Source organism: Streptomyces sp. NPDC097619, from assembly GCF_040302735.1.
GTDB lineage: Bacteria > Actinomycetota > Actinomycetes > Streptomycetales > Streptomycetaceae > Streptomyces.
The window spans coordinates 33,752-59,712 of sequence record NZ_JBEOSD010000034.1; the positions used below are offsets into that span (position 1 = coordinate 33,752).

Annotated in this window: 21 protein-coding genes and 1 pseudogene; 8 read left to right on the top strand and 14 right to left on the bottom strand. The window is 72.4% G+C overall.

Features of this window, described 5'->3' with window-relative positions; translation table 11 throughout:
- Positions 1-237: 237 nt before the first annotated feature.
- A complete protein-coding gene (locus ABTZ17_RS12570) occupies positions 238-996 on the top strand; it encodes a DUF4232 domain-containing protein (protein ID WP_352195550.1) in 759 nt (252 codons plus the stop codon).
- A 60-nt stretch (positions 997-1,056) separates the two neighbouring features.
- The gene (locus tag ABTZ17_RS12575) at positions 1,057-1,464 is read left to right on the top strand and encodes a DUF3224 domain-containing protein (RefSeq protein ID WP_352195551.1); all 408 of its coding nucleotides are present in this window, start codon (positions 1,057-1,059) and stop codon (positions 1,462-1,464) included.
- 39 nt (positions 1,465-1,503) lie between these two features.
- Here ABTZ17_RS12575 and ABTZ17_RS12580 read toward each other — a convergent pair whose 3' ends face one another.
- Positions 1,504-2,220, bottom strand: coding sequence for a TetR/AcrR family transcriptional regulator C-terminal domain-containing protein (locus tag ABTZ17_RS12580; RefSeq protein ID WP_352195552.1), 717 nt, complete (start codon positions 2,218-2,220; stop codon positions 1,504-1,506).
- 93 nt (positions 2,221-2,313) lie between these two features.
- Here ABTZ17_RS12580 and ABTZ17_RS12585 point away from each other — a divergent pair, with 93 nt between their 5' ends.
- The gene (locus ABTZ17_RS12585) at positions 2,314-4,050 is read left to right on the top strand and encodes a CocE/NonD family hydrolase (protein WP_502994651.1); all 1,737 of its coding nucleotides are present in this window, start codon (positions 2,314-2,316) and stop codon (positions 4,048-4,050) included.
- A gap of 162 nt (positions 4,051-4,212) precedes the next feature.
- On the opposite strand, the gene ABTZ17_RS12595 is transcribed toward ABTZ17_RS12585, so the two are convergent.
- From ABTZ17_RS12595 to ABTZ17_RS12620, 6 genes are all read right to left on the bottom strand, one after another.
- Positions 4,213-7,128 carry a collagenase gene (locus ABTZ17_RS12595; RefSeq protein ID WP_502994652.1) on the bottom strand — a complete coding sequence of 972 codons (2,916 nt, stop codon included), beginning with the start codon at positions 7,126-7,128 and terminating at the stop codon, positions 4,213-4,215.
- 338 nt (positions 7,129-7,466) lie between these two features.
- The gene (locus ABTZ17_RS12600) at positions 7,467-9,278 is read right to left on the bottom strand and encodes an endonuclease/exonuclease/phosphatase family protein (protein ID WP_352195553.1); all 1,812 of its coding nucleotides are present in this window, start codon (positions 9,276-9,278) and stop codon (positions 7,467-7,469) included.
- Positions 9,279-9,563: 285 nt separating this feature from the next.
- On the bottom strand, positions 9,564-10,241 hold the full coding sequence (locus ABTZ17_RS12605) for a patatin-like phospholipase family protein (protein ID WP_352195554.1): 678 nt from the start codon (positions 10,239-10,241) through the stop codon (positions 9,564-9,566).
- 120 nt (positions 10,242-10,361) lie between these two features.
- Entirely contained in the window at positions 10,362-10,826 is a 465-nt protein-coding gene (locus ABTZ17_RS12610) for a MarR family winged helix-turn-helix transcriptional regulator (protein ID WP_352195555.1), read from the bottom strand.
- A 61-nt stretch (positions 10,827-10,887) separates the two neighbouring features.
- Positions 10,888-11,766 (bottom strand): hypothetical protein, encoded by an 879-nt coding sequence (locus ABTZ17_RS12615; RefSeq protein WP_352195556.1) that lies wholly within the window; start codon positions 11,764-11,766, stop codon positions 10,888-10,890.
- A gap of 159 nt (positions 11,767-11,925) precedes the next feature.
- Complete coding sequence (locus ABTZ17_RS12620) at positions 11,926-13,104, bottom strand: FG-GAP-like repeat-containing protein (RefSeq protein WP_352195557.1); 1,179 nt, start codon at positions 13,102-13,104, stop codon at positions 11,926-11,928.
- Between the two features lie 368 nt (positions 13,105-13,472).
- On the opposite strand from ABTZ17_RS12620, the gene thpR reads away from it, so the two are divergent.
- Both thpR and ABTZ17_RS12630 read left to right on the top strand, forming a co-directional pair.
- Complete coding sequence (gene thpR, locus ABTZ17_RS12625) at positions 13,473-14,093, top strand: RNA 2',3'-cyclic phosphodiesterase (RefSeq protein WP_352195558.1); 621 nt, start codon at positions 13,473-13,475, stop codon at positions 14,091-14,093.
- Between the two features lie 145 nt (positions 14,094-14,238).
- Positions 14,239-15,126 (top strand): polysaccharide deacetylase family protein, encoded by an 888-nt coding sequence (locus ABTZ17_RS12630; RefSeq protein ID WP_352195559.1) that lies wholly within the window; start codon positions 14,239-14,241, stop codon positions 15,124-15,126.
- A gap of 198 nt (positions 15,127-15,324) precedes the next feature.
- Here ABTZ17_RS12630 and ABTZ17_RS12635 read toward each other — a convergent pair whose 3' ends face one another.
- From ABTZ17_RS12635 to ABTZ17_RS12645, 3 genes are all read right to left on the bottom strand, one after another.
- Positions 15,325-16,209 carry a geranyl diphosphate 2-C-methyltransferase gene (locus tag ABTZ17_RS12635; protein ID WP_352195560.1) on the bottom strand — a complete coding sequence of 295 codons (885 nt, stop codon included), beginning with the start codon at positions 16,207-16,209 and terminating at the stop codon, positions 15,325-15,327.
- Positions 16,210-16,227: 18 nt separating this feature from the next.
- A complete protein-coding gene (locus tag ABTZ17_RS12640; RefSeq protein ID WP_502994654.1) occupies positions 16,228-17,601 on the bottom strand; it encodes a family 2 encapsulin nanocompartment cargo protein terpene cyclase in 1,374 nt (457 codons plus the stop codon).
- 1,029 nt (positions 17,602-18,630) lie between these two features.
- Positions 18,631-20,040, bottom strand: a complete 1,410-nt coding sequence (locus ABTZ17_RS12645; RefSeq protein ID WP_352195561.1) for a family 2B encapsulin nanocompartment shell protein — start codon at positions 20,038-20,040, stop codon at positions 18,631-18,633.
- Positions 20,041-20,445: 405 nt separating this feature from the next.
- Here ABTZ17_RS12645 and ABTZ17_RS12650 point away from each other — a divergent pair, with 405 nt between their 5' ends.
- Positions 20,446-21,291: an MBL fold metallo-hydrolase gene (locus ABTZ17_RS12650; protein WP_352195562.1), complete on the top strand. Its 846-nt coding sequence runs from the start codon at positions 20,446-20,448 to the stop codon at positions 21,289-21,291.
- A 31-nt stretch (positions 21,292-21,322) separates the two neighbouring features.
- Here the strand turns inward: ABTZ17_RS12650 and ABTZ17_RS12655 are convergent, their stop codons facing one another.
- Positions 21,323-21,865, bottom strand: a complete 543-nt coding sequence (locus tag ABTZ17_RS12655; protein ID WP_352195563.1) for a MarR family winged helix-turn-helix transcriptional regulator — start codon at positions 21,863-21,865, stop codon at positions 21,323-21,325.
- 105 nt (positions 21,866-21,970) lie between these two features.
- Here ABTZ17_RS12655 and ABTZ17_RS12660 point away from each other — a divergent pair, with 105 nt between their 5' ends.
- On the top strand, positions 21,971-22,873 hold the full coding sequence (locus tag ABTZ17_RS12660; RefSeq protein ID WP_352195564.1) for an SDR family oxidoreductase: 903 nt from the start codon (positions 21,971-21,973) through the stop codon (positions 22,871-22,873).
- Positions 22,874-22,950: 77 nt separating this feature from the next.
- Here the strand turns inward: ABTZ17_RS12660 and ABTZ17_RS12665 are convergent, their stop codons facing one another.
- Positions 22,951-23,391, bottom strand: a complete 441-nt coding sequence (locus tag ABTZ17_RS12665; RefSeq protein ID WP_352195565.1) for a GNAT family N-acetyltransferase — start codon at positions 23,389-23,391, stop codon at positions 22,951-22,953.
- A gap of 61 nt (positions 23,392-23,452) precedes the next feature.
- Here ABTZ17_RS12665 and ABTZ17_RS12670 point away from each other — a divergent pair.
- Positions 23,453-23,722 (top strand): annotated as a pseudogene (locus ABTZ17_RS12670) (transposase); the annotation flags it as partial.
- A 113-nt stretch (positions 23,723-23,835) separates the two neighbouring features.
- On the opposite strand, the gene ABTZ17_RS12675 reads toward ABTZ17_RS12670, so the two are convergent.
- Together ABTZ17_RS12675 and ABTZ17_RS12680 are read right to left on the bottom strand one after the other, a co-directional pair.
- Positions 23,836-24,705: a hypothetical protein gene (locus ABTZ17_RS12675; RefSeq protein ID WP_352195571.1), complete on the bottom strand. Its 870-nt coding sequence runs from the start codon at positions 24,703-24,705 to the stop codon at positions 23,836-23,838.
- Between the two features lie 328 nt (positions 24,706-25,033).
- A complete protein-coding gene (locus ABTZ17_RS12680) occupies positions 25,034-25,540 on the bottom strand; it encodes a hypothetical protein (RefSeq protein ID WP_352195566.1) in 507 nt (168 codons plus the stop codon).
- Positions 25,541-25,961 lie beyond the last annotated feature (421 nt).

Here is a 25,961-nt window from a genome sequence, read left to right on the forward strand (position 1 = left end):
CGGAACGTGGACCGTTCGTGGACGGAACCATGACCTTCGTGTCCTGGGTCCGTAACGGAGGTCCGGTGACAGGAATGTCAGCGATACGCAGGGGCAGAACGCAACGGTCGGCGCGCCGTCCCGCACCACCGCACCACCGGACCGCCGCATTCCGCACCGTCGCATCTCCACATCCCTGCTCCGCCCGCTCGGCCGCCGGCCCGTCCGGCCCGGCCACGTCGCCCACGGGGGCCCGCCATGCACGCCACGCACACCACCGGAAGAGTCCGTACCCGCACCACCAAGGCCCTGGGGGCGGCGGTCTGCGCCGTCCTGCTCGCCACCGCCGTCACCGGCTGCCAGTCCGGCTCCAAGGGCGACGACGCCAAGGGCCCCAGGTCCTCGGCGGGGGCGAGCAGCGCGGGTTCCGGCACGGGGACCGGCTCTCCGGGCGACCCGACGCCCGAGCCCACCGGCGGTGCCTCCGAGCCGCCCGCCCCGGACCCGGTGCCGAGCGCCCCCGGCACCGGCCCGGCCCCCACCAAGAAGCCCGGCGGCACCGGGACCCCGCTCGCCTGCAACGACAACGACCTGTCCATCGACACCTCGGTCTGGCGCCAGGACTCCGGCCGGCACCTCCTCGTCACCGCCACCAACTTCACCGACAAGCCCTGCACCCTCTACCACCACCCGTACGTCGGCTTCGGTGCGGTGATCGAGGGCCCGCTGCCCGTGGCCGGTCCCCGGCCGCGGGCGATCGCCACCATCGGCCCCCGACAGAAGGCCTACGCGGGGGTGTTCCTCTTCGAGGGCGGCGAGAAGACGGTGGCGGTGGAAGCCATCTCCCTCGGCTACCAGGACCACGCCTTCGGCAGCAACAAGGACGTCGGGTGGCTCGACAGCGCCTTCCCGAAGGAGATCGGCTCCCTCAACGTCGGCCGCGACGCCCGCGTCACCTACTGGCACCTCGACCGCGGCACCATCGAGGACATCCTCTTCCGCTCCGGCCTCGGCTAGGACGGGCTCGGTCGGGACGGGCTCGGCGGCGATGTCAGTGGCGGGTCGTACGATCCGGGCATGCGAGCCTCAGGAACGTTCGACGTCGCCGAGTTCACCCCGACCACGCTGCCGCGTCCCGCGATCGAAACGGCGCTGCCCGTCGGTGTCGCCACGATGGAGAAGCGGTACGCGGGCGAGATCACCGGGCGCTCCGCGACGGTGTTCACCTCCGCGTACGACCAGGCGGCCGGCGCCGGCACCTATCTGGCGATGGAGTCCTTCGAGGGCTCGCTCCAGGGCCGGGCCGGCGCCTTCAACTTCGCGCATTCGGGCACCTCTTCCGGCACCGCCCGCGCGATCGACTTGTTCGTCATCGTGCCCGCCAGCGGCACCGGAGAGCTCGCCGGGATCTCCGGCAGCGGCGGGATCACCGTCGAGCCGGACGGCACGCACCGCATCTGGTTCGACTACGAGCTCGACCGGTAGCCGGGACCGCCACACCACGGGAGCCGGCTCGGTGGTGGTTCAGGCGCTGTCCAGGCCGTCGACCAGACGGTCGAGGAAGCGGGTGAAGGTGGCTTCCGGCGTGAGGGGGCGCCCGGGGGCCGCCAGGGCTTCGGCGAGCTCCGGGTGGCGGCCGTCTCCGGCGACGGCCGTGAGGTAGCGGAGCTCGGCGGCGGCCCGCTCGGGTGCGGCGGAGACCGCCGCTTGGGCGATCTCGTGGCCGACGTGCCCGGCCACGAAGGCCGTGAGCTGTGCGAAGACCTCCAGCTTGGCCGCACCGTCCAGACCGGTGGGGCGCAGCACGGCGAGGGCCCGTTCCAGGAAGGCCAGGGTGTGGGGGCCGGGGGTCCGGCGCACGGTCAGGGCCGCCGGCAGCCACGGGTGCCGCAGCATGTGGGCGCGTTGGAGGCGGGCGATCTCCTTCAGGTCGGCCCGCCAGTCACCGGTGGGCGCGTGTGCGGTGGGCAGTTCGCCGGTGACGTGATCGACCATCAGCTCCAGCAGCGTCTCCTTGTCGGGGGCGTAGCTGTAGAGCGACATCGCGCCGGCTCCGACGGCCGCCGCGACCCTGCGGATGGTGACGGCTTCCAGCCCCTCCGCGTCGGCCAGCGCGACGGCCGCCGCCGTGATCGTCTCGCGGCTGTGGGCGGGCTTGCGGCCCTTGCGGGGCCGGTCGGTCCGGAGCCAGAGCCGCTCCGGGTCGACGCCCGGGGCGCCGGCTTCCCCTGTACCGGGCATCGTCCCCGCTCCGCTCCTGATCGAGGGTCCTTGTCGGTCCCATCCAAGCATCCTCTATTCTCGTACATCGTACGGATAAAGAGGAGGGGAACGATGACTTCACGCACGCACGCTCCTGGACCGACCTCGCCCCGACGGCCCCGGACCCCGCCGCCGGGCCGACCGACGGCGGCCGCCCGCCTGATGAGGGCGAGCTGGCGGGGCCTCCCGGCCAAGCGGTACGACGTGGGCCGGGAAGCCGGCCTGCCGGTCCCGGCGGCCGACGGAAGCACCCTGCTCACGGACCACTACTTCCCGCGCGCCGAGGGCGAGTTCCCCACCCTCCTCGTGCGCTCGCCGTACGGCAGGGGCCTCCCGTGGGCACCCATGTACGGCACGCTCTTCGCCGAACAGGGCTTCCACGTCGTGCTCCAGAGCTGTCGCGGCACCGGAGGCTCCGGCGGGGAGTTCGACCTGTGGCGGAACGAGGCCGCCGACGGGCGGGCCACCGTCCGCTGGCTGCGCGAGCAGAGCTGGTTCGACGGCTCGCTCGGGACCATCGGCCCCAGCTACCTCGGCTACGTGCAGTGGGCCCTCGCCACGGACCCGCCCCCGGAACTCAAGGCGATGGTGGTGCAGGTGGGACTGCACGACCCGCACGCCCTGTTCCACGCGGGCGGTGCCTTCCACCTGGAGAACGCCCTCGTGGTCGGGGTGGGCATGACCCACCAGCACCGGGGGGCGGTGCCGTTCGTGCGGGCGGCCCTGCGGTTGCGCCGGCGGCTGCGGCACCTCGTCGGCGGCGCGGAGCCCCTGCGCGGGGCGCGGACGACCGCCCTGGTCGGTGACGTGCCCTGGCTGGACGGGGTGATGGCGCACCCGGACGCCGAGGACCCCTACTGGGACGGCGCCTCCCTGGCGGCTGCGGTCGACCGCACGACCGTCCCGACCGCCCTGATCACCGGCCGGTACGACGTGCTGGCGGAGCAGACCTTCGAGCAGTACCGGCGGCTGCGGGCGGCCGACTGCCCGACCTCTCTGCTCGTCGGCCCCTGGACGCACACCTCCGCCCTGCAACAGGGCTGGCCCGAGGTGTTCGCCGACAGCCTCGCCTGGCTCCGCGCCCACCTGTGCGGGGATCCCTCGGGCCTGCGGCCCACCCGGGTCCGGGTGCACGTCGGCGGTGCGGACGCCTGGCGGGACCTCGACGACTGGTCGACGCCTCCGACGGACACCCTCCGCTGGTACCCCACCGCCGAACGGCACCTCATCCGGCAGGCCCCCTCGGGCGGCGGGCCACTGCTGTCCTTCCGGTACGACCCGGCGGACCCCACGCCCTCCGTGGGCGGCCCGCTCCTCTCCCCCGGGGCCGGTGCCCGCGACAACGGCCGTTTGGAGGCGCGGGAGGACGTGCTGACCTTCACCGGACCCCCGCTGGCGGAGGCCGTGGACGTGCTCGGCCCGGTCTCGGCGCGGTTGAGCGTCGCCACCGACACCGGTCACGCCGACGTGTTCGCCCGCCTGTGCGACGTGGACCCGCGCGGCCGCTCCGTCAACGTCTGCGACGGGCTGGTCCGGCTCCGCACGGACGGTGCGGAACCCGCGCGGACCACCGTCGCGATGGGGCACGCGGCCCACCGCTTCGAGGCCGGACACCGCATCCGCTGGCAGCTCAGCGGCGGCGCCCACCCCCGCTACGCCCGCGGCCCCGGCACGGGAGGGTCGCCCCTGGACGCCACCGCCTTCACCCCGGTGCGCCTCACGCTCCACGCGTACTCGGCCCTGATCCTCCCCGTCCCCGGCGCCCCCTCTCCCCCTCCCCCGGCGTCCGGCTCCCTTCCGGTGGCCTGACGGCGCTCCGGTCGTCCCGTCCCGGCCCGGTCCGTCGCGCCCGATGCGCTCGATGCGCGCGCGGCCCCGGCTCGTCCCCCTCCGAGGAGAAGGGGAACGAACCGGGGCCTTCTGGCGTCGTGGTGCGGTCGATCAGTCGATCAGTCGTTCAGCGGTTCGGGGTCAGAAGACCGTGGTGACCTTCACCTTGTCGAAGGCCGACGCCGCGTGGAGGCTGAAGTAGCGGTAGCCGGGCTCCGGGTTCGTGATGGTGAGGGTCTCGGCGTTCGTCGTCTTCACCGAGCTCTGGGTGTGCGCGGTGGTGGTGGCCCAGGTGGCCGGGTTGTAGTAGAGGTCGGCGTTGCCCGTGCCGCCCGCGACGGTGATCTTGAGCTCGGTGGTGCCGGCGGGGACGTCGACCCAGAAGTAGCGGTAGTCACCGGCGGCGGCCTTGACGCCGGTCCGGTAGCAGTTGGCCGCCATGGCCTGGGTGTTCGGGTCGGTGCACGCGGTCAGCGGCTTCGCGAGCTTGGTGGTGATCTTGACGCCGGTGAAGCTCTTGGCCCCGTACAGGCTGAGGTAGACGTAGCCGGCCTTGGGGTTCTTGATGGTGAGGGTCTCGGCGTTGCCGGACTTCACCGAGCGCTGGGTGTAGGCACTGGTGGTGGCCCAGCTGTCGGGGTTGTAGTAGAGGTCGGCGTTGCCCGTGCCGCCCGCGACGGTGACCTCCAGGGAGGGGGTGCCGGCCGGGACGTCGATGAAGAAGTAGGCGTAGTTGCCCGCGGTGGCGGCGACGCCGGAGCGGGAGCAGTTGTCGCCGAGGACCCGGGTGTCGGGGTCGGTGCACTCGCCGGGGACGGGGGCGGTGGCCACGGTCACCGGCTTGGTGGTGGTGGCGGTGGCGCCCTTGTTGTCGGTGACCGTCAGGCGGACGGTGTAGGTGCCGGCGGCCGTGTAGGTCTTCGCCGGGTTGGCGGCGGTGGAGGTGGTGCCGTCACCGAAGTCCCAGGCGCGGGAGGCGATGGTGCCGTCGGCGTCGGTGGAGGTGTCGGTGAAGGCGGCGGCCAGGCCGTTCACCGTGTGGGTGAAGCCGGCGACGGGGGCCTGGTTGGTGGGCGGGTTGGTGCTGCCGCCCCCGCAGTCACCCGCGGCGCACTTGGCGAGCCAGGCGGCGAAGTCGGCGTCGTAGCGGGTGCCGATGGTGGAGGTGAGCAGGGTGCGGGCGGCCGTCCAGTTGCCCGTGCGGTAGTGGCCGAGCAGGGTGGTGACGTCCTGCGGGTGCGACTGGATCATGTAGCGGACCGCGAGGTAGCCCCAGCGGTAGACCCGGTCGGAGTCGGAGTTGTCGTAGGTGGTGTCGAAGAGGGTGCTGAGCTTGTACGTGTTCTTGGCGGCCTCGGCGATGGCACGGTCGTTGACCACGTTGAGGTAGTGGTAGGAGACGTACTCGGCGGAGCCCTCGACCCACATCACGGTGGGGGTCTTCATGCCCTCGTTGAAGTCGCCGTACATGTTGTAGCGGCCGTCGAGGTAGTGGGTGTACTCGTGGTTGAGGTTCCAGATCTGGAAGGTCGGCCGGACCCACTCCGCCTCGTAGGCGATGAAGCGCGGCAGGTTCCCGGCGGTGGCCGGGTTGCCCTCCAGGTACATGCCGCCGTTGTCGGTGCTGATGCCGAAGATGGTGCCGGCGTAGGTCTGGTAGTCGGCGCTGGACTCGAACACGACCATTTCGAGGGTCGTGTTGTTGTCGTTGGCGACCGGGCCGCTGTCCTTCATCACGTTGTGGAAGTAGGCGTCCTGGTTGGCGACGCTGGTGCAGGTGGCGGACAGCTCGGAGGCGGCCATCTGCTGCGCGACGATCTTCAGGGACGGGCTGCAGGTGTGCTTGACGGTCAGGACGGCGTCCTTGACCCGCTGCGGCAGGTTGCAGGTGTTGTAGTAGGCGCAGTTGTCGGCGTCGTACTCGGTGGTCATGTCGGCGAGCGGCACCCACAGCTGGCCGCCGGGGCCGGTGATCGAGCCGCCGTCGAGGAGCTGCTTGACCAGCGGGCGCACGGTGGGCTTGAGCGCGGTGTGCTGGAGGAAGCGGCCCAGCTCGCGGCCCGCGTTGGCGGCGAGGTACGACTTCGAGGTGCCGAGCAGGTCCTTGTGGGTGACGGCGAAGTCGCGCAGGACGGTCAGCACGCTCGGGTCGGCCTGCACGGCCGGGAGGAACTCGGCGGTCTGGTGGCCGCGGAAGAGGATCGTGTACGTGTTGTTGACGGCGGCGGTCATGGACCAGGACGCGTCGTAGGAGGAGTTGTAGGCGGTCAGGAGCCGCTTGACCACGTCGAGGTAGCGGGCGTTCTCCTGGGCGCTGTCGACGAGGATGACCGCTTCGGAGAGCGTGGCGCCGTTGGCCTCGGTGACGTCGCGGGAGCGCGGGGAGCCGTGGAAGGCGTCCAGGGCGCCGCGGATGGAGGTCTTCAGGGCCGGGCCGTAGGCGCCGACGACGTCCTCGTTGTACCACTGCACGAAGTAGCCCGCGCGGAGGAAGAGCACCAGCTGGCCGGTGGAGGTGCTGTTGTCGCCGGGGTAGCTCGCCGAGTTCGCCTTCAGGGCGTCGGCGACGGTGACCATCTGGGCCTCGCGGAAGGCGGCCTTGGCGTCGTTGCCCTTCAGGTTGAAGAGGGTGTTGACGCAGGTCAGCTCGGCGGCCTTGATCTGCTGGACGAGGGCGCTGCCGGTCTTGGAGGTGAAGTCGGCGGTGTTGCAGGCGGCCGCTTCGCGGGCGGCGGCCCCCTTGCCGGACTTCGCGGTGCCCCGGGCCGGGGTGCTCCGGGCAAGGTCCTTGGCGGCGGAGCGGAGGGGGGCGCTCTTCGCGGGGTCGCCGTCCGGGCGGGCGGCGTGCTCGGCGCGCAGGGCGTCGGCGGCGGCCGTCTCCGCGGAGGGCTGCGGGGCCAGGCCGGTCTTGCGGAAAGGGGCGGGGGCGGGGGCGGTGGCCTGACCGTCCCGGGCGAACGCCTGCCCGGCGGGGGCGAGCATGCCGACGCCCAGGCAACAGGCCAGGGCGGCTATGAGCGGCCGGACGCGGCGTCCGGTCGTGGGGGAACTACGCATGGGGATGGGCCTCCGAGGGGCCGGTGGGCCGCGCTGGGTACGCGGCCGTGAGGGTAAGGACCTTGACAGCGGCGGGAGTTGGCGAAATCCGCTGCTGTCGTGGGCACGGCAAACCGTGTGCGCTGTAACATTGCACACATCACATGGCGCTGAAAAGAGGTGGGCGTGGCCTCTTTTCGTTCCCGCCCGCCGACGCCCGTTCCGCCCCTGTTTCGCCCCCGGTCACCCGCCGCTCGCCCGGCGGCCCCGGCCGGCCCGGCTTCCGAGCATCGGCCCGGCGGGCACGCGAAGGGCCCTCCGGTCGATACCGGAGGGCCCCAAGGTGTGGAGGTGCGCGCCTAGAACAGGGTGTCGTGGGCCGGGAAGCCCCAGCCGCTCTTGAAGCGGTCGGCGAAGGCGACGGTGCCGTTCAACGCGCCCAGACCGGCGTAGAAGTAGACGTTTCCGGCTTCGTCCCGGGCCAGCAGGTCGGCCTTGCCGTCACCGTCCACGTCTCCGGGGGCGGAGATGCCGTCGTACGCGTCCCAGCCCCAACCGATCCGGACGCGCGGCTTCAACCCCCCGCCGGCGAAAGCCTCGTAGAGGTACAGGTCACCGGTGGTGGTGCGGGCGAGCAGGTCGGGCACCCCGTCGCCCGTGAGGTCTCCGGGCGCCAGGAGGGTGTCGTAGCCCTTCCACGGCACGTCTCCCGTGACGGCGACCGGCGCGCCCAGCGTGGCATCGGTCCTGATCGCGCGGCGCTGGAGGGTGCCGTCGGTGAGCCGGGTCAGCAGCTCGCGGAGGCCGTCGCCGTCCGTGTCCGGGCTCACGGCGAGCTGGTCGACCGGGCCGTATCCGGTCGCGACGGTGCGGGGCCAACGGAAGAACGTCTCCGTCGGGTCCCCGGGGAAGAACCGGAGATTGCCCGTGCCATCGATGGCGTAGAGGTCCTCGGCGCCGTCGCCGTCCACGTCACCGGCCCGCGCGACCCGGCTCATGCCGCGCCAGTCGGCGTTCCAGCCGGCGCCGACCTTGCAGTACAGGGACTGGAGGAGCTTGTCCGAACGGCCGCCGAAGTGTCGGTACAGATTGCCGTCGGCCCCGCGCCTCAGCAGGTCCGCCTTGCCGTCGGCGGGGTTGTTGCAGTGCGACCAGGTCGCGGCCCCGCGGTAGGGGTAGTGGTCGGAGAGGGACTCGCGCGGCATCGCGTCCGCGACGACGTTCTTGAAGTGGTCCTTGCTCACGAAGACGTAGTCGTACTTGGACTCGGTGAACGGGTCGTCGTCCCGGAGCACCGTGTGGGCGCCCGAACGGCAGTGGCCGGCCGGCGGGTTCAGGGCGAGACATTCCGGCGTGAAGCGCTGCGCGTCGGTCTCGTCCGTCTCCAGGAACTGTCCCGTTCCTCCGGAGTGGCTGTAGAGCGGGTTCAGGAGCGCGGTCACGGGGCTCAGGCGCGGATCGCTATACCAGGCCCCGTTCTTGATCGCCCAGTGCTGGGCGTTGAAGTCACCGCCGAGGACGACCGGCGTGCCGCCGTCGATCCACGGCTTGACCAGGCCCGCGAGCTTCTCGGCCTGCTTGATCCGGATGGCGTCGTTGTACGAGTACAGGTGCACGGAGCACGCCCGCGTCGTACGCCCCTGGAGCTGGGCCTGGACGCAGGAGGACTTCCAGTTCGTCCCGGGCTTCTCGCCGCCGACGGTCAGGTCGAGGGGGTCGAGGACCGTCACCGCCCCCTTGGCGAAGACGGCGTTGCCCCAGGGGTGCTCCTTGTCGAAGGCGGGCTCGCTGTTCGACTTGCACAGGTCCCCGGTGGAGGGAACGGGCACCGGGATCATCGTCGTGAAGGTGCCCTGGTACCCCAGGGGCTTGAGCACCTTCTCCAGCTCGTCGTACTGGGACCGACAGACCTCCTGGAGGAAGACGAGGTCCGCGTCCCATTCGGTCACGTGCTTCTTGACCAGGTCCACGCGCACCTTGACGGCGTCGCGCTGCGCGGCGGTGCCGCAGGGGGTGACGAGTTCGTCGTTGCCCCCGCAGATGTTGTAGCTGAGGAAACGCAGCGCGGAGGCGGACTTCGGCGAGACCGTATCCGCCGAGGCCGGGGTGACCAGGCCACCCAGCAGGGTCGCCGCCAACAAGGCGACGACGAGCGCACGGAGGCGCATCATGTGAGGTTCCTTCTCTCGGGTTCCCCTGATGCGGAACAGGGGAAAAGCCGATATTCGCACGCCAGTACGATGCGCGCGTCGAAGGGGCCGGGCCCCGGGACTCGGTCGCGGCCCTGCCACGTGGTCACGCACACCTCGTTGCCCTCCGCGTCGGCGAGCACCCCGAACGCGGGGGCACCCGACCGGGACGGACGTGCGCAGCGCCCCGAACAGGACCGGAACCGAGCGAACGGGCTCCGGGGAGCGGCCACTTGAAGCCCTGGCGGCATCAGGGCGGCGGATCGGCTAGAGCCGGGCCAGTCGGGTGCGGGCCACCTGGGCGCCATCGTCGAGGGCACGGGCCGCCTCGGCGAAGTCGCCCAGGTCGGGGAAGGCGCCCTGCGGGAGGAAGACCTCCACCTCCGCACCGGTGGCGCGCAGCGCGTCGAGCTCCGCGCGCATCCGCGCCGGCACGGTCTCCGGGGTGAACGAGCCCAGACCGGCGGGCGCCGGCACCCAGACCCTGCCGGCCCCGCGCGCACCGGCGAGGTCGGCGTTGAGGAGCGAGCCGTAGCCGCCGTCGATGTACTGCCCGCCGTCGATCGTGACGGCTCCGGTGCGCCCGGCCGCGGCCGAGGAACCGGCCACGGCCAGGTGCAGCGGCGCCTCACCGCGGCGGAACAGCCGCCGCTCCCCCGTGGCCACCTCGCGCGCCACCACCGTCAGGTCCCCGTCCGGCCACTCCTCCCCCACCATCCGCCGGACCTCCGCGACGTGCGCACCGCCGTCGGGGCGTCCGGCCATCAGCCGACCGAGCACGCCGACGGCCCGGGGACCGCCCTCGTACGAGGCCGCGGCCGCCCGGCGCAGCTCGACGTCAGGAGCGGGGGCCGGCGTCTCCGCCCCGGCGACCTCCGCCGCCCGGTCGGGTACGGCGGTCCGGGCCAGGGCCACCTGCTCGGCGGCGGCGGGCGTGGTGTCCATCAGGGGCTCCGGAACGCGGGAGAGAAAGGGAAGGGGAGAGAAGAAGAGGGAAGGGAGGGAACGGAGCAACACGGAACAACGCGGAATCGGGTACGCATGGGCCCGTGCGCGAGGTGGCGGCTACCGGGGCGACGCGCCCCGGTCCGACAGGCCCCCGGTGCCGCCGCCCAGCCGGGTGAGCAGCTCGGACAGGGATCCGACGTCCTCGCCGCTCCACAGCGGTCCGGCGAAGATCTCCCGGGCGACCTGCTCGGCCGTGGCCCGCATGTCCGCGAGGCGTTCCCGGCCCGTGTCGGTCAGCGCGGCGTAGGCGACCCGGGCGTCCCGGGCGTCGGTCTCCCGCGTGACCAGACCGATCCGCTCCAGCGGTGCCAGCCCCCGGGTCACGCCCGAGGCCGTCAGACCGAGGGCTTCGGCCAGGTCCACCCGGCGCATCCGGCCGCCCGGGGCCTCCCCCAGGCGCAGCAGCGCCGTGAAGTCGGACAGGCTCACGCCGTGGAGTCCCCCCAGGGCGGAGTCGAAGCGCTTCACCAGGGCCATCTGGGCACGGGCGAGGCGCAGGACGGCGTCCAGCTCATTACTCATTGCCACCTCCTTGACTCCTCAAGCATCTGTGTTGATGCTTGAGGAGTCAAGGAGTTGTCCACTAAGAGGGGCGGCCGTAGAACGGGGCGATCGTGAGCGGCTCCCCGGAGTACGCGTCCAACGGCACCCGCAGGCCCAACGGGCGGCTGAGCTTCACGGTCAGGGTCTGCATCCGCAGCGCGGAGTCGCAGTCCGCCCCCGGATCGGAGGACAGGATCACGGACCCGGCGAGGACCACCGTCTCCGCGGTCTCCAGCACGTCCACCTTCGCGCCCCGATCACAGGAGCCGTGCCCGGCCCGGACCGTGAGCGTCCTTCCCTCCGCGGATACGAGCTCCAACCCGTTGCCCGACATGTTCGGATCCACCGACCCGATCGGGCCGGACGGCGGGGACGAACGCTCGACGGCCACCTTCGTCAGCGGCTCCTCGTACCCGACGAGCGTGAACGACCAGACCGGGACGGTCGCCGGCCCCGTACTCGTCCGCACCTCCCGCGTCCCCAGCCGGAAGGCCTTGATCCGCAGCGGCTGAGCCCCCGGGGCCCCCGTACCGGCGGGGGCGTCCGCGCCCGGCAGCAGCTCCAGCGCGGAACCCGGATGCGTCAGGCGCACCTCCAGCCGGCGGCCGTCTTTCCACCGCACGGTGCCGTTCCTGACCGCCCCGTCCGTGGGCCCGGCCTCCCACACCAGCCTCTTCTCGTCGAAGGCCAGCTTGTCCTCGCTGCCGTGCCAGGCGTCCGGGGGCAGCCGGACCGGATCGTCCAGCGGGTGGAACCCCTCCCGCCAGGCCCGGGCCGCCGCGGAACCGTCCCACGCCACGGCGACGGCCTTCATCCGCGCCCGGTCCGCCTCGGGCCTGGTCCCCGCTCCGAGCTCCCCGCACCCGGCGAGCGTCACCCCCGCCGCCACCCACACCCACGCGCGCACCGCACGTCTCACGGCCTCCCCCTCCTGTCGGTCCGTCGGTCACGGATCGGACGGGGCGCACCGGCAACCGGTTCCCGGACGACGGGGAGGGTGGGGAGTGGTGAGGGAGGCCGGCGCCCGCAGCTCACCGACAAGGCCACCCGGGCTTCGGGAAGCCCGGAAACCGGGCGGTCAGAACAGGCGGGTGTTCGGGTGCGAGTCGAAATCGAGGCCCGGCTCGTGTCCGAAGCGGCCGTTGGCCGAGCCGGGGTGGACGACGAGGTTGCCGCCGTAGTCCTGGACGAGGTCGCTCCGACCGTCACCCGTCACGTCGCCCGTCGAGACGAGGACCTGGGCCCGGGACAGCGCCACCGAGGTGAGCTTCGTACGGGCCGCGAACCCGCCGCGCCCGTCGCCCGCGTAGAGCCACAGCCCGCGAGCGGTGTCACGGGCCAGCAGGTCGGCCCGGCCGTCCCCGGTCACGTCCCCCGGCGCGACCAGCGTGTTGTAGGTGTTCCAGCCCGCGCCGATCCTGACCCGCGGGGCGAGGCCGCCCTTCCCGTTGCCCGCGTACCGCCACAGCACGCCCGCGGTGTCCCGGGCCAGGAGGTCACCCTTCCCGTCGCCGGTGACATCGCCCACCGCGGAGATCTCCCGCATCCCGTTCCACGCGGTACCCGCCTTGATCCGCCGGCCGAAGGTCCCGTCGCCCCGCCCCGGGTAGAGCCACAGGACGCCGGCGGTGTCCCGCGCGAAGAGGTCCTCCCGGCCGTCCCCGTTCTGGTCACCGTGCCGCACGAGCTGGGTCATGCTGTTCCAGCCGCCACCGATCAGCCGCCCCTTGCCGTCACCCGGCAGGAACCAGAGCTGCCCGTCGAAGGTGCGCTCCAGGAGGTCGGGGCGCCGGTCCCCGTCCAGGTCCCCGAAACGGGCCACGGCCGGCAACGGCTCGGTGCGGTACTGCGAGGGTGTCACCCGCCACGGCATGTACCGGGTGCCGAACTGCATCTCGTAGGGGCTGGTCGAGGCCCTGACCGAGCTGATCGTATTGTCGAACTCGTACAGGAAGGCGTGTGCCCCCGAGCGCGGGCTCGTCATGGGAAAGCAGTCGGGTCGGCACACGTACCCCGGGGACTGGTACCAACTGACGTACATCGGGCTGTTGTTGACGTACGAGGAGATCTTGTCGTTCCAGTCACCCAGCTGCGACTGGCTTCCCGAGAGGACCTTCATCTCGCCCGCGAAGTCGGGATACCGGAAGACGCAGAGCTTGCCCGCCGGGCAGCGCTCGGGCCCACCGGCGGCGGATGCCTCGGGGGCCGTCCCGATGAGCGCGGCGAAGGCCGTCGCCGTCGCCGCGGCCGTCGCCAACAGGCGCTTCAGGCGCCGTGGCCCGCCCGGCCCGCCCGGCCGGTACGCACGACGCGGGCGCGCGGAAACGGAAAGGCGAGGGCGCGCGGAAAGAGCGGACACGGATTCCCCCCAGGAACGGTGCACGTGGAAACGGGGCAGGTGAGCGGCCCTCCGCCGCCGACCGGCACGATCGAGAGCCGGATCCTAACCCGGCGTCCGCCCGGCCCTCGGCCCCGGGTCCCCGCTGTCGAGGCCCGGTGACCGAGGCCCGGTGACCGAGGCCCGGCAGCCCGGTGGCCGATGCCCGGCGGCCGACGACCGGTGCGCGGCGCCGTGGTCGTCACCGGATGTGACAGGGGAGGGGGTGACGGGGTACTCAGGGCGATGTGAAGGAAGAGACTGCCGACGCTCCCGCCCCGACGCCCGAGACCGTCCGCGTGTTCATAGCGCTCGCCCCGCCCGACGAGGCCAAGGACGAGCTGGCCCGGGCGCTCGCGCCCGCCTACGCGGCGTACCCGGACATGCGGTGGAACCGCATCGAGGACTGGCACATCACGCTGGCCTTCCTCGGCGAGCTGCCCGTGGCCGCCGTAGCGGCGCTGCGGGGGCCGCTCGCGGAGCTCGCCACCGCGCACGCGCCGCTGGAGCTGGGGCTCACGGGCGGCGGGCACTTCGACGAACGGGTCCTGTGGAGCGGGATCGACGGGGATTTGGCCGGGCTGCACCTGCTCGCCGAGCGGGTACGGGCCCGGGTGAAGGAGTGCGGGATCGACTTCGTGGAGCGTCCACTGCGCCCCCACCTGACGCTGGCCCGGGCCCGGCGGAACGACACGGCGAGCGTCCTGGCCGCCGCCGAGGGCCTCGCCGGGTTCATCGGGCGCCGCTGGCCCGCGGCCCGGCTGCACCTGGTCGGCAGCAACCACGCCCGCGGGCCGGCACCGGTCCGCTACCGCGACATCGAGTCCTGGGCCTTCACGGGCGGTACGGGCCCGGTCACGGGCCGCTGACCTGCGCCGCGACCGCCGGAGGTTCCGGTCCCGCGTCCCGACCGGGTAGGACTTTCGGTCGATGAGGGAGCGGGGGCCTTTGGCCTAGCCTGGACCGGTCACGCAGGCCGGCCTCGGGGGCTGAGCTCGAAGGAATCACGTGTCCATGGGCATCACCAGCAGTTCCGCACGCCGTCGGAAGACGGCTGCCGCCGCGGTGGCGGTGGCCGCTCTCGGCCTCACGGCCGTCGCCGGCACCTCGGCGTACGCCGCCGCGACCGCCGACGGCACCGCGGGCACGACGGCGACCACCTCGGTCGGTACCGTCGTCTCCGTCGGCACCACGGCGGACCGGTCCGCAGAGGTTCCGGCCGCAGGCGTCCCGGCCGCGCCCGGAGCCGCCGCCGACAGGTCCGCGCGGGGCGTGCCGGCCGCCGGCTCGGTGCCGGAGGGGATCTCCCGGCTGGCCCAGGGGACGGGACGGAACGTGGCGATCACCATCGACGACGGGCCCGATCCGCGCTGGACCCCGCAGGTGCTCCAGGTCCTGCGGGAGAACCACGTCAAGGCGACCTTCTGCATGATCGGGACGAACGCCCTGAAGTACCCGGAGCTGGTCCGCGAGGTCGCCGCCGAGGGACACCTGCTCTGCGACCACACCGTCGACCACGACGAGACCATGGACCACAAGCCGGTCGCCTACCAGCGACAGCAGATCCTCGACGGCCAGGCCATGATCGAGCGGGCGGCGCCGGGAGTTCCGGTCTCCTACTACCGGGCGCCGGGCGGCGCCTTCACCCCCGACAGCCGGGCGATCGCCGCGGCGAGCGGCATGCGGCCGCTCGGCTGGAGCGTGGACCCCCGGGACTGGAGCCGTCCCGGTCTGGCCTCGATCATCGGCACGGTGGAGGGCGAGCTCCCGGCCCGCCCGACCGTCCTCTTCCACGACGGCGGAGGGGACCGCACCCAGACCGTGGCGGCACTCAAGGAGTACCTGCCCTGGCTGACCTCCCAGGGCTACACCTTCACCTTCCCCGACCGCACCACCCCGTAGCGCTGCGGGCTACCGGCGGCGGGGCGCGGGCCGCGCGGCACGGGCACGACCCCGGCCGATCCGGCGGATGCCGGGGGCCGGGGTCGCGGGACCGGGCGCCGGGTGGGGCCTGGCGCCCGGCCGATCGGACACGACCGGTCGGTCAGACCCGGTCGGTCAGACGCGGCCGGTCAGACGCGGCTGCTCAGACCCGGTCGCTCAGACCCGGTCGGCCGCGATGAGGACGTACTGGAACGAGCCGTCCTTGTAGGAGTTGATGAACGCCTCCTCGATGCCGGTGACCAGCGAGGAGGTGGCGCGCAGCTCCCAGTAGGGCAGGGTGTCGGGGGTCAGGTCGATCACGGCCTGCGGCACCAGCCGGTGGTCGGCCATCGCCTTCAGGTACTCGCGGCGGGAGTGGATGTTGCACTCGAAGTGCGCGTTGATCTGGGAGACCCACTTGGAGGGCTGCCCGTAGCGCGGGTTCCAGCAGCCGGTGATGGTGACGTACCGGCCGCCGGGGGCGAGGATCCGGGAGTGCTCGGCCATCAGGTCGTCGAGGTCCACGTACATGCTGGACTCGTTGTTCCAGGAGCCCTGGGCCTGCCCCGTCTCGAAGGGCATGTTCAGCATGTTGCAGACGCGGGAGCGGACGGAGTCGGAGAGGCCGAGCTCCTCCGCACGCCGGTTGCCGAACTCGGCCTGCTTGGTGGAGAGGGTGACGCCCTCCACCTTGCAGCCGAAGCGTTGGTGGGCCATGACCATGGAGCCGCCGCGGCCGCAGCCGGCGTCGACCAGGGTGTGGTCGCGGCCGATCTCGCCGAGGTGGTCCAGCAGGACGTTGGTCTGCGCGGACTCCAGCCGGTGCAGTTCGGCGATGAGCTTCTTCTCGCGCTCGCTGTCGCCGGCGTCGCCCAGCGCGGCGTGGTCGACCTCGCCGATGCCGTAGTGGTGGTGGTAGAGGCCGTCCACGTCGCCGAGGCGCAGGTTCACGGGGCGGGCCTCGTGGTCCCAGTAGCGGGCGATGTCGCCCTGGTAGGGGCTGGCCGGGGAGGGGATGACGACGGAGTCGCGGCCGGTGGTCGTCAGGTCGGTGCTCGTCATGTCAGCAAGATCCAATCTCTACCAGAAGTCGGGCAGGCTGTAGCGGTAGGTGTTCGTCTGATGCCAGTAGTGGTTGCCGTCGACCCAGGCGGCGACACCCTTGAGGAAGCGCAGCACGGTGGGTACGGGGCAGGCCGCCGCCAGTTCGGCGGCCGCGGCCTCGAAGGAGTGCATGAGTTCGTTGTGGATCTCGACGGCCTTCAGGTAGGCGTCGCGGTCCGAGAGGTCCTCGCGTTCGGCGATCACCACCGGGAGGTTCATGTGCTTCCCGGGGCTGGCGAGTTCCTTGGTGTAGGAGTACAGGTCGTTGACGATGGTGGTGGCGTTGCCGGCGAGGGCGATGACCTTCTGCATCGCGGGCTGCGCGTGCAGGTCGGCCGGGAGCTCGTAGCCACCGATCGTGTCGGTGATGGTCGGGCAGGGGCGGAAGTTGTTGAACTGGCGCATGGCCAGGTACTCCCACACCTCCGGGGTGTACTCGGTCTGGTCCCAGGCGGCTTCGGCGAGGTAGCCGAGGTGCAGTCGGGCCATGTCGTGCCGGTACCGGTCGGCCTGGGAGGGGGTGGCCGTCCGTACGAAGTACTCCATGGCGGAGCGGTAGGCGCGGCGCGGGGCGTCGGCCACGAGGGACGCGGCCCAGTCGGGCTCGTACTCCCGGGTGGTGTGGACGGGGTCCAGGGCGGTGTGGGCCATGAGCAGCCGGCCGCCGAGACCGATGGGCGAACCGCCGTGGTCCTCGCAGTAGACGTCGTCGACGACGTTCTCGGCGGCCATCAGCCGGGTGGCGACCATGAGGTGGTCCACGGTGGGCGCGTCCGGGTGGCAGGCGACCATGTACTTGCCCAGGGAGAAGCCGTCGAACTGGTCCTCCCACTCCGGCGGGTACAACTGCACCTCGTCGACCGCCCAGCGCTTGATGCGGCGGCTGACCTCCTCGCAGCGGACCGGATCCGGTTCGGCGATCGGGTGGTAGTAGAGGCCGGGGACGGGGCTGCCGGGCTCGGGAGCGCCGGTTCCCGGCGCGGGCTTCGGGCCGGTGGTCCCGGTCGGTCCGGCCTTCGGGGCCTTCGGGAGCAGGGGCGCGGTGGTGCCGTGGCCGCCGGTCGTGCCGTGGCCGCCGGGGATGCGGAGGGCGGTGGTACCCAGTCCGCTCGGGCCGCCCAGGAAGGGGGGCGGGGGCGGGACGGACGCGGACGCGGGGGCGGAAGCGTTACCGGCCGGGGGAGCGTCGTCGGCCGCAGGGGCCGCCGGGGCTGCGGATGTCGGGGCCGGCACGGCCTCGGGTCGGGCGGGGGCCTCGACGCTCGCGGTCACGGGTGCGGGCACGGCCTCGGCGGGAGCGGGTGGCTCTGTGGAAGCGGCCGGACCGGGTACTTCCGGTGCCTCGGGCAGCTCGGCCGGGGTGGGCCCGGCCGGTGCGGGAAGCCGGGTCGGGGCGACGAGACGGAGGCTGCCGGTCAGCGCGGCGAGGATCGCGGGCCTCGGGTCGGTGAGGAGGTCGTCGGTGGGCAGCAGGGCGTCACCCGGCAGGCCGTCGATCAGGTGGCCGTGGACCGGCGGACGCACGTCGAGGTCAGGTCCCCGGGCCGGTAGGTCCGGGGGCGTTTCGGGTCCGCTGACGACCGTGGCGGGGGCCGCCGCGGCCTCCTGAACGGACACCGGGGCCACGGGAGTCGCCGAGGTCGCCGGTGCCACCGTCGGGTGCTTGCCCGGGCGGAGGGAGGCGACGAGGCTCGGGGGGCCCGGCAGGCCGCGGGGCGGGGGCGTGGGCCCGGGATCGGGCATCCGAAGCTCCTTGGTCGGGGTGGGTGGGCACTGGTCCCGGACATGACCGCCGGGCCCGGACCTGCGTACCGGGCGAGCGGGGGAGGAAAGGGGCGGACGGAACAGCGAAGGGCGAACGGAGGGGCACACCGGCTCGGTCGTCGTCGTTACCCGGCAGGTGGCCGTTCGAGCAGAGCCGAGGTCGAGCTCGGGGGCCGGGCGGGGATCGGTCGCCGCCCGCGCACGTGCCGGCGGCCTCCACGCTCAGGCGGCGAGACCGGGTCCGGGTCCTGCGCGAGACCGCTCGGCGGGCCGGCGCGAGACCGCTCGGCGGGCCGGCGAGCGGGGCAAGGTCCGCTCCCCGTCGCGGGCCCGGAGCGGAACGGGGCTCGACCCGGGGCTGAACCTCGGCTTCCGAATCAAACTTCGCCGCCGGTCTCCGCTCCCACCCGGCCACTCGGCCACCCGCCCGCGCTGTCGGAGCGCTGACTCCGGGTGCCCGCAGCGGCGGACCGTACGGAGCCCCCGTGTGGTGCCTTCCCGCCGAGCGGACGGAGAGAGGACCCGCAGCCAGGGCCGGCCGTCCGAACTCCACTCCCCCACTCGCCCCTTCTTCCGTTTCCCCGGCCCTCGCGGGGCCGGGGAAACGGGCGGGGTTCAGGCGCGGCGCCCGATCTGCACGTTCTCCAGGACTCCGAGGGCGTCGGGGACCAGGATCGCGGCGGAGTAGTACGTGGTCACCAGGTACGACATGATCGCCTGCTCGTCGATCCCCATGAAGCGGACCGAGAGCCCGGGCTCGTACTCCTCCGGCAGGCCCGTCTGGTGCAGGCCGATGACGCCCTGGCTCTTCTCGCCGGTTCGCATGACCAGGATGGAGCTGGTCATCTCCTTGCTGATCGGGATCTTGCTGCACGGCAGGATCGGGACCCCGCGCCAGGCCGGGACCTGCTGGCCGCCGACGTCCACGTGGTCCGGGTACAGGCCGCGCGCGTTGAACTCGCGGCCGATCGCGGCGATGGTCTTGGGGTGCGCGAGGAAGAACTTCGAGCCGCGGCGCCGGCAGAGCAGTTCGTCCAGGTCGTCGGGGGTGGGCGGGCCCGAGTGGGTCTGGATGCGCTGCTTGAAGTCGGCGTTGTGGAGCAGACCGAACTCGCGGTTGTTGATCAGCTCGTACTCCTGGCGTTCGCGCAGGGCCTCGATGGTGAGGCGGAGCTGTTCCTCGGTCTGGTTCATGGGGCCGTTGTAGAGGTCGGCGACGCGGGTGTGGACCCGCAGCACGGTCTGCGCGATGGACAGCTCGTACTCGCGCGGCTTGAGCTCGTAGTCCACGAACGCGCCGGGCAGTGCGGCCTCGCCGACGTGTCCGGCGGACAGGGCGATCTCGGCTTCGCCGTGCTTGTTCTGGCGCTGCTGCGGCAGGCTCCGGAACTGCTCGATGTGCGACTGGAGGCTGGGCGCGGAGGCCAGGACCGCGTGGAAGTCGGCGCGGGAGAGGGTGAGCAGGGTGCCGGGCGTCTCGGCGGTGGCGGTGTGCTCCCAGCGGGCCTCGGAGTCGAGGAGGGCCTCCTCGCCGAAGCGGTCGCCGTCACCGAGGACCGCGACGGAGACCTCGTCCCCGTACTTGCCCACGGAGGTCTGGCTGATCCGGCCGTGGGCGAGGAGGTGGATCTGCTCGGCGGGCGCGCCGCGCTCGGTGAGCACCTCACCGGCCCGGAACTCGCGCTGGACGCAGCGCCCGGCGAGGGCGGTGAGCACCTCGTCGTCCTCGAAGCCGCGGAGCAGGCCGAGTTCGCCGAGTTCGCGGGGGATGACGCGGACGTTCCCGCCGTCCTGGACGAACTCGATCACGCCGTCGCCGACGGTGTAGGTCAGCCGCCGGTTGACCCGGTAGGCGCCACCGGCCGTTTCGACCCAGGGGAGCATCCGCAGCAGCCAGCGGGAGGTGATCTCCTGCATCTGCGGGGCGGATTTGGTGGTGGTCGCGAGGTTGCGGGCAGCCGCCGTGCTGAGGCTGCTCTGCCGGCTCTGCTCCGGCTGTGCCTCAAGGCTGGTGTCCACGGTCATCGGGCGGGCTCCCCTTCATACGGACGGTGACCGCGTACCGAGGACGCAGCCGGTGAAAGCAGAACAAAACTGGAGGAACAGCGAACGGATGTCGGTCGAAAATCCGGGCCATTCCGTCCAGATCCGGGAGCACCGTAACCGTCAGTGCACGGTCGGGCACCAGCTAACCCAGAAGGGTTACTTCGATACGGTGATCTTTTGACATGCCAGGTTTGTGGGGCCTTCCGATGGGTTCCGGCCACGGTCGAAACGGCGCGGGCGGGAGGCGCCACCTAGGGTGGACCGGCGGGCACAGGACCGGGCGCGGGCCCGGGCCCGGACGCGGACGGACCTGGGCGCAGGCATGGGCGTGGACGTGGATTCCGATCCGCGTGCCGGTCCGCATACCGATACGGAGGGGACCCGGTGATCGATTTTCTGGCGGAGGCGCCCGTGCCGGGCGACCTGGACGTGGTCTGGCACGCCGGTTGGCCCTCCCCCATGCACGACCCGGCGCCCGAGATCCAGGTGCACGCGTACTCCGAGCACACCGTGATCCTGCGCCAGAACATGTCCGCCCACTTCGAGGCGCCCTTCATGTTCCTGCTGTTCGGAAACGACCGGGCGCTGCTGCTCGACACGGGCGCGAGCCCCGATCCGGCGCACCTGCCGCTGCGCGCCACCGTGGACCGGCTGGTCGAGGTCTGGTTGGACCACCACCCCCGGGAGCGGTACGAGCTGGTGGTGGCGCACACCCACGGGCACGGGGACCATGTCGCCGGCGACGGGCAGTTCGCCGACCGGCCCGACACGGTGGTGGTCGGGTCCTCCCTGGAGGACGTGACCGAATACTTCGGTTTCGACGCGTGGCCGGAGCGTCAACAGGTGTTCGACCTGGGTGGCCGGATCCTGGACCTCGTACCCGGCCCGGGGCACCATCCGTCGGCCGTGGTCTTCCACGACCGCCACACCGGACTGCTGTTCACCGGGGACTCGCTCTACCCCGGGCGGCTGTACGTCGCGGATCTCGACGCGTACGCGGCCACGGTGGACCGGCTGATCGCCTTCTGCGCGGAGCGCCCGGTCACGCACGTCCTGGGCTGCCACATCGAGATGACCCGGACCCCGGACGCGGACTACCCCCGCGGCACCACCCACCAGCCCGACGAGCCCCCGCTCCAGCTGGCCCCGCACCACCTGCGCCGGCTCCGCGAGGCGCTGGCCCGGCGGGAGGGCCCGGCGGGCGAATTCATCGTGGTGTACCAGGGCTGAGGGGATCGTCGGCGGGGCCGCGGAGGCTGGGCTAGCGGCCGCGCTCGACCTTGTCCGCCGTGTCGGCCTTGCCCGCCTTGTCGTCCGCTTTTTCTCCGCTGTCTGCCTTGTCCGCCCTGTCCGCCCTGTCCGCCTTGAGTTTGCGCCAGACCGTGGCCAGGGCTTCGAGGTCCTGGGCGTCGAGGACGTCCGTGAAGACGGGGGCCAGGGCCTCGCGCCGGGTCGCGTTCGCCGCGGTGAAGAGGGCCCGCCCCTCCTCCGTGAGGGCGATCTCGACGGAGCGGGCGTCGCGGGCCGAGGGGGTGCGGGTGACCAGGCCGCGGGTCTGGAGGGCGTCGACGACCCGGGACACCTGGCTGCGGCTGAGCAGTGTGCTGTTGCCGAGGACGGACGCCGGAACCGGCTCGGGGCTGGAGGCCAGCCACAGCATGACCTCGAACCAGGAGACGGGGAGGTCGTGCGTCTTGACCAGGGCACGGTCGACCCGGTCGGTCATGACGGTGCCCGCCCACACCAGCCCGTAGAAGGCGTAGTCGGCCGTCGGCATCTCGGCTTCGGTGAGCTTCTTCGGCATGCGGATCAGTGTAGGTGGTGGTTGCGTGCACACGCACACAAACCTATAGTGTGTGTACACGCACATAAACGTGGTGCGTGTGAACCCGTGAAAGAGGTGCCCGTCATGTCCGTTTCCCCTGCCACGAGCGATGTTTCCGCCGTCACGAACGACGCTTCCGTCCCCACCGGACCGCGGACGGTCCTGATCACCGGGACCTCCTCCGGCATCGGCCTGGCCGCCGCCGTGGCCGCCGCCCGGGCGGGCTGGCGCACCGTCGCCACGCTGCGCGACCCCGCGCGCGCCGGGGCACTGCGCGAGGCCGCCGCGGAGGCGGGCGTGGAGATCGACGTCCGGCAGCTCGACGTCACCGACCCGGATTCGGTCGAGGCCGCGGTGGCAGGCGTGGTCCGCGACCACGGCCGGCTGGACGCGGTCGTGAACAACGCGGGCGCCGGCCACGTGGGCACCCTGGAGCTGGAGTCCGTGGCCGAGGTCCGCGAGGTCATGGAGGTCAACTTCTTCGGCGTGCTCCACGTCTCGAAGGCGGCCCTGCCCCACCTGCGGGCCACGGGCGGCCGCCTGATCACGGTCACCAGCGTCGGCGGTGTCGTCGGGCAGCCCTTCAACGAGGCCTACTGCGCCGCCAAGTTCGCGGTGGAGGGGTACATGGAGAGCCTGGCGCCGGTCGCGGCCACGGTGGGCGTGGGCGTGTCGGTGATCGAGCCGGGCGCCGTGGCCACCGAGTTCGTCAACAACATCGACCTCGACATCGAGGCCCGGATCGCCGCCGCCGGTCCGTACGCCGGCGCCCTGCGCTCCTACATCGAGCGCACCGTGAGCCAGTTCACGGAGGGTTCCGCGCAGACCCCGGCCGGTGCGGCCGCCTCGGTGCTGGAGGCGCTGACCGCCGAGAAGCCCGCCTTCCGCCTCCAGACCACGGAGTGGGCCGCCGCCTTCACCGGCACCAAGCTCGCCGACCGGGACGGCTCGGCGGTCCTCGGAATAACCGGAGCCTGGGTGTCCTGAACGGACACGGGGGCCCGGGGCGGGCTCCGGACCCGGGCCGAGCTCGGGCCGGGCCACGGCTGGGGCCACGGCCCGGACTACGGCTTGGGCTTCAGGACCTTGTTGAAGTTGAAGGCCGTGATCTCCATGCGCTCGCGGAAGTAGAAGCGGTGCGCGCGGGTCCGGTGGGTGCCGGAGTCGAGGTTGAAGTCGTAGCAGCCCGCGGCTTCGGCGTGCGCCTGGAGGTGGGCGAGCAGGGCCTGACCGACCCCGGTGGAACGGACGCTCTCGGAGGTCACCAGGTCGTCCACGTACAGCTTCCGCAGCGACGCGGTGTTGTCCACGATCCGCCAGCCCGAGGCGCCCGCGCACCGACCGTCGTCCGTGTAGGCGGCCGAGAAGCGGAGGCCCTGCGGGTAGCCGCGCTCGTACACCTCGCCGAAGAGCTCCGGGGTGAGGTGCGGGCGGAGCTCGCGGAGGACGGGCAGGAGGTCGCTCTCCAGGCGCGGGTCGCCCGGTTCCAAATCGATGATCTTCATGGTCAGGACCCTATCGGGTGCTCCGGAAGGCGCTGCGGAGGGTGCTCCGGAGAGGCGGCCGACCCAGAGTGTCCATGCGGCCGTCGGGGTCCCCGCGTCCACGACCGGCCGGGACCCGGCGAAGTGGGTGCCGGGCCGAAAGCGGAGACTGGCCGTGGACGTGCTGGGCCTGGTCATCGCCGTCATCGTCCTGGCCGTGAACACCCACGACAACGCAGCCGGCATCGCCCTGCTGGACCAGGTCGCCGAGCACATCGGCGGCACCGTCAAGAAGGCCCTGGTCGACCAGGGCTTCAAGAACGCCGTGGTCGCCCGCGGCACCGCGCTCGGTCCTGGCGCGAGCCGCAGGCGGTGGCAGCCTGAACGTCAAGCCCCTCCTCGACGCGCTCGGCCTTCAGGAGGACGCCGTCCGGACCATGGCCCGAGACCTCAGCACCGGATGGCCTACCGCTGCCGCGTAAGGATGTACCGCTCACCCGAATCCGGCTCGCCGATCCAGGTGAAGACCGTCGGGTGTTCCTCCGTACCGCCGATGTCCCAGCCGAAGGACAGGCTCCCGCAGTCCGCGATGCTGAGCTCGAACGGCCGACCGACACCGTCGTTCTCGGTGAGCTGCCATTTCCCGGTGCAGTCGGAGGCACCGGACTGCTCACCCGTGGCCTCGTACTGGTTGACGCCCTTCGCGGTCACCGTGCCGTCCGCCTCGAAGCGGAGGCTTCCGCCGACGCCGTCCGTCCAGGTGCCGACCATGTCGGCTCCAGTGAGCCGGGGCGGTTCGTAGATCTTGAGGATCCCCGAGCTGTACGCCGCGACCCCGACCGCGAGCGTCACCGAGAGCAGCCCCAGACCGCCCAGCGCCACGCCCCCGAGCACCCGCCATCGTGCCCCGGGCTTCCCGGGGTTCCCCGCCGCCCGGGCGCACAGGGTCGCGGGCGCTAGCCCGACGATGAGGCTGAGGGCAAGGACGGGATAAACGAGCAGGTCGCCGGCGCCGCCGAAGTCGGCCAGGAGCATGCAGGAGCCGATGAGCAGCGCCAGGGCGGCGGCAACGACCGCCACAGTGGCCAGGGTGAGCTGCCAGCTGTCGCGCCGCCCCGTACGGCGGGCCACCGCACGCCCGAGGAGGACCAGGGGAAGCACCGCCATCGCCGAACCGGCCGGCCCTGCGATCATCGAAATGACTGCCAGCAGCACGAGCGTGAATACGGTGCCGAACAGCCGTCCCAGGCCGCCTTCGCCTCCGTGGGACTCGGACTGCAAGCTGTACAGGACGGCGACCAGCGCGGCGATCACGGTCTCAGCCCCGATTGCCACAGCCCCGACGGTGAACACCGCAGCGTTCCCGCCGTCCGGAGGCCGCACGGTCATGAACCCCTGCGGCGGCACACCCGGATTCCCAGGAGCCCCCGGCGGCGTCGGCCCCCATTTCGGCGGCGCGGTCTGCGTCATGCGTCCCCCCTGTGTCCAGGCACATCATGCATCCAGGCACACCGGCGTGATCAAAGGGGGGGCAAGGCGCTCGCTTCCCGTGATCGAGCAGCGACCCCGGCAGAAGGTCCGGACGAACCACGAAAGGTGCCCCGCCACCAGCGGTCTGCCCCGACCTCACCGGGAAACGGACATCAGATCACGAACCGCGCTCTCAGAGGGAAGCGGTGCGGGACACGTTCGTGATGCGGCAGGTGATCGGCACCTTGATCTGGGTCAGGCCGCGCGCCGTCTCCTTGGCCACCTGCCCGGGGGCGACGCGGTTGAGCACGGCGTGCCCCTCGGCGAGACGGACGCCGTCCGGCGCCAGGAACTCGACGCTGACGAGGTAGTCGCTGGGCTTGCTGCTGCGGTTGGTGACGGTGAGCGCGGCGCCGGGCCACTTCGTGAGGTCGTCCACCTCGCAGGAGGTGATCCGCACGTCCGCCGTTCCCGGGCCGACCGGTGTGGCGGTGCCCGCATCCGTGCCCGCGGCCGTGGCGCCCGTGGCCGAGTCGTCCGCACCCGGGGTCGTGCCCGTGGCCGTGACCTGCGGTTTCTCGGAGGGCTGCACCGCCGGACTGCTCGGGGTGTCCTTCCCTGGGGAGTCCACGCTTCCGAACAGCACGCCGAGCGCGATCACGGCCAGTACGGCGAGGGCTGCGAGGGCCAGGAGGGGCACCAGGCAGTTCCGTCGCGAGCCGCGCCGTCCCCCACCGCCGGGATCGCCCGGCCCGGACGTTCCGCCGCCGGGGCCCCCTGTCCACTGGTACGACGGGCCGGGCGGGGGCCCGGTGGGCCGGGCGGGCCCGCCCCGCCGGTCCTCCCACCCCGGGTACTGCTCCCCGGTCGGTTTCCCCATGGCGTCACCGTCCACCTCTGTCGGGGAGGGGTTCTGTCGGGGAGCGGTCTCGGCGCTCGTGGCGGTCGAGGCGGTCGAGGCGGTCGAGGCGGTGCTACGAGCCCTTCACGTGTGCTCGGTGATGTTGCTGGGTGACGTTGCTCGGTCACATTGCACCGTCACATGTGACCGAGCAACGGAACCCAGCCCCCCACCCGACCCCCCGCCCGCCGGGCCCACCCCCCCCCCCCCCCGCCCGGTA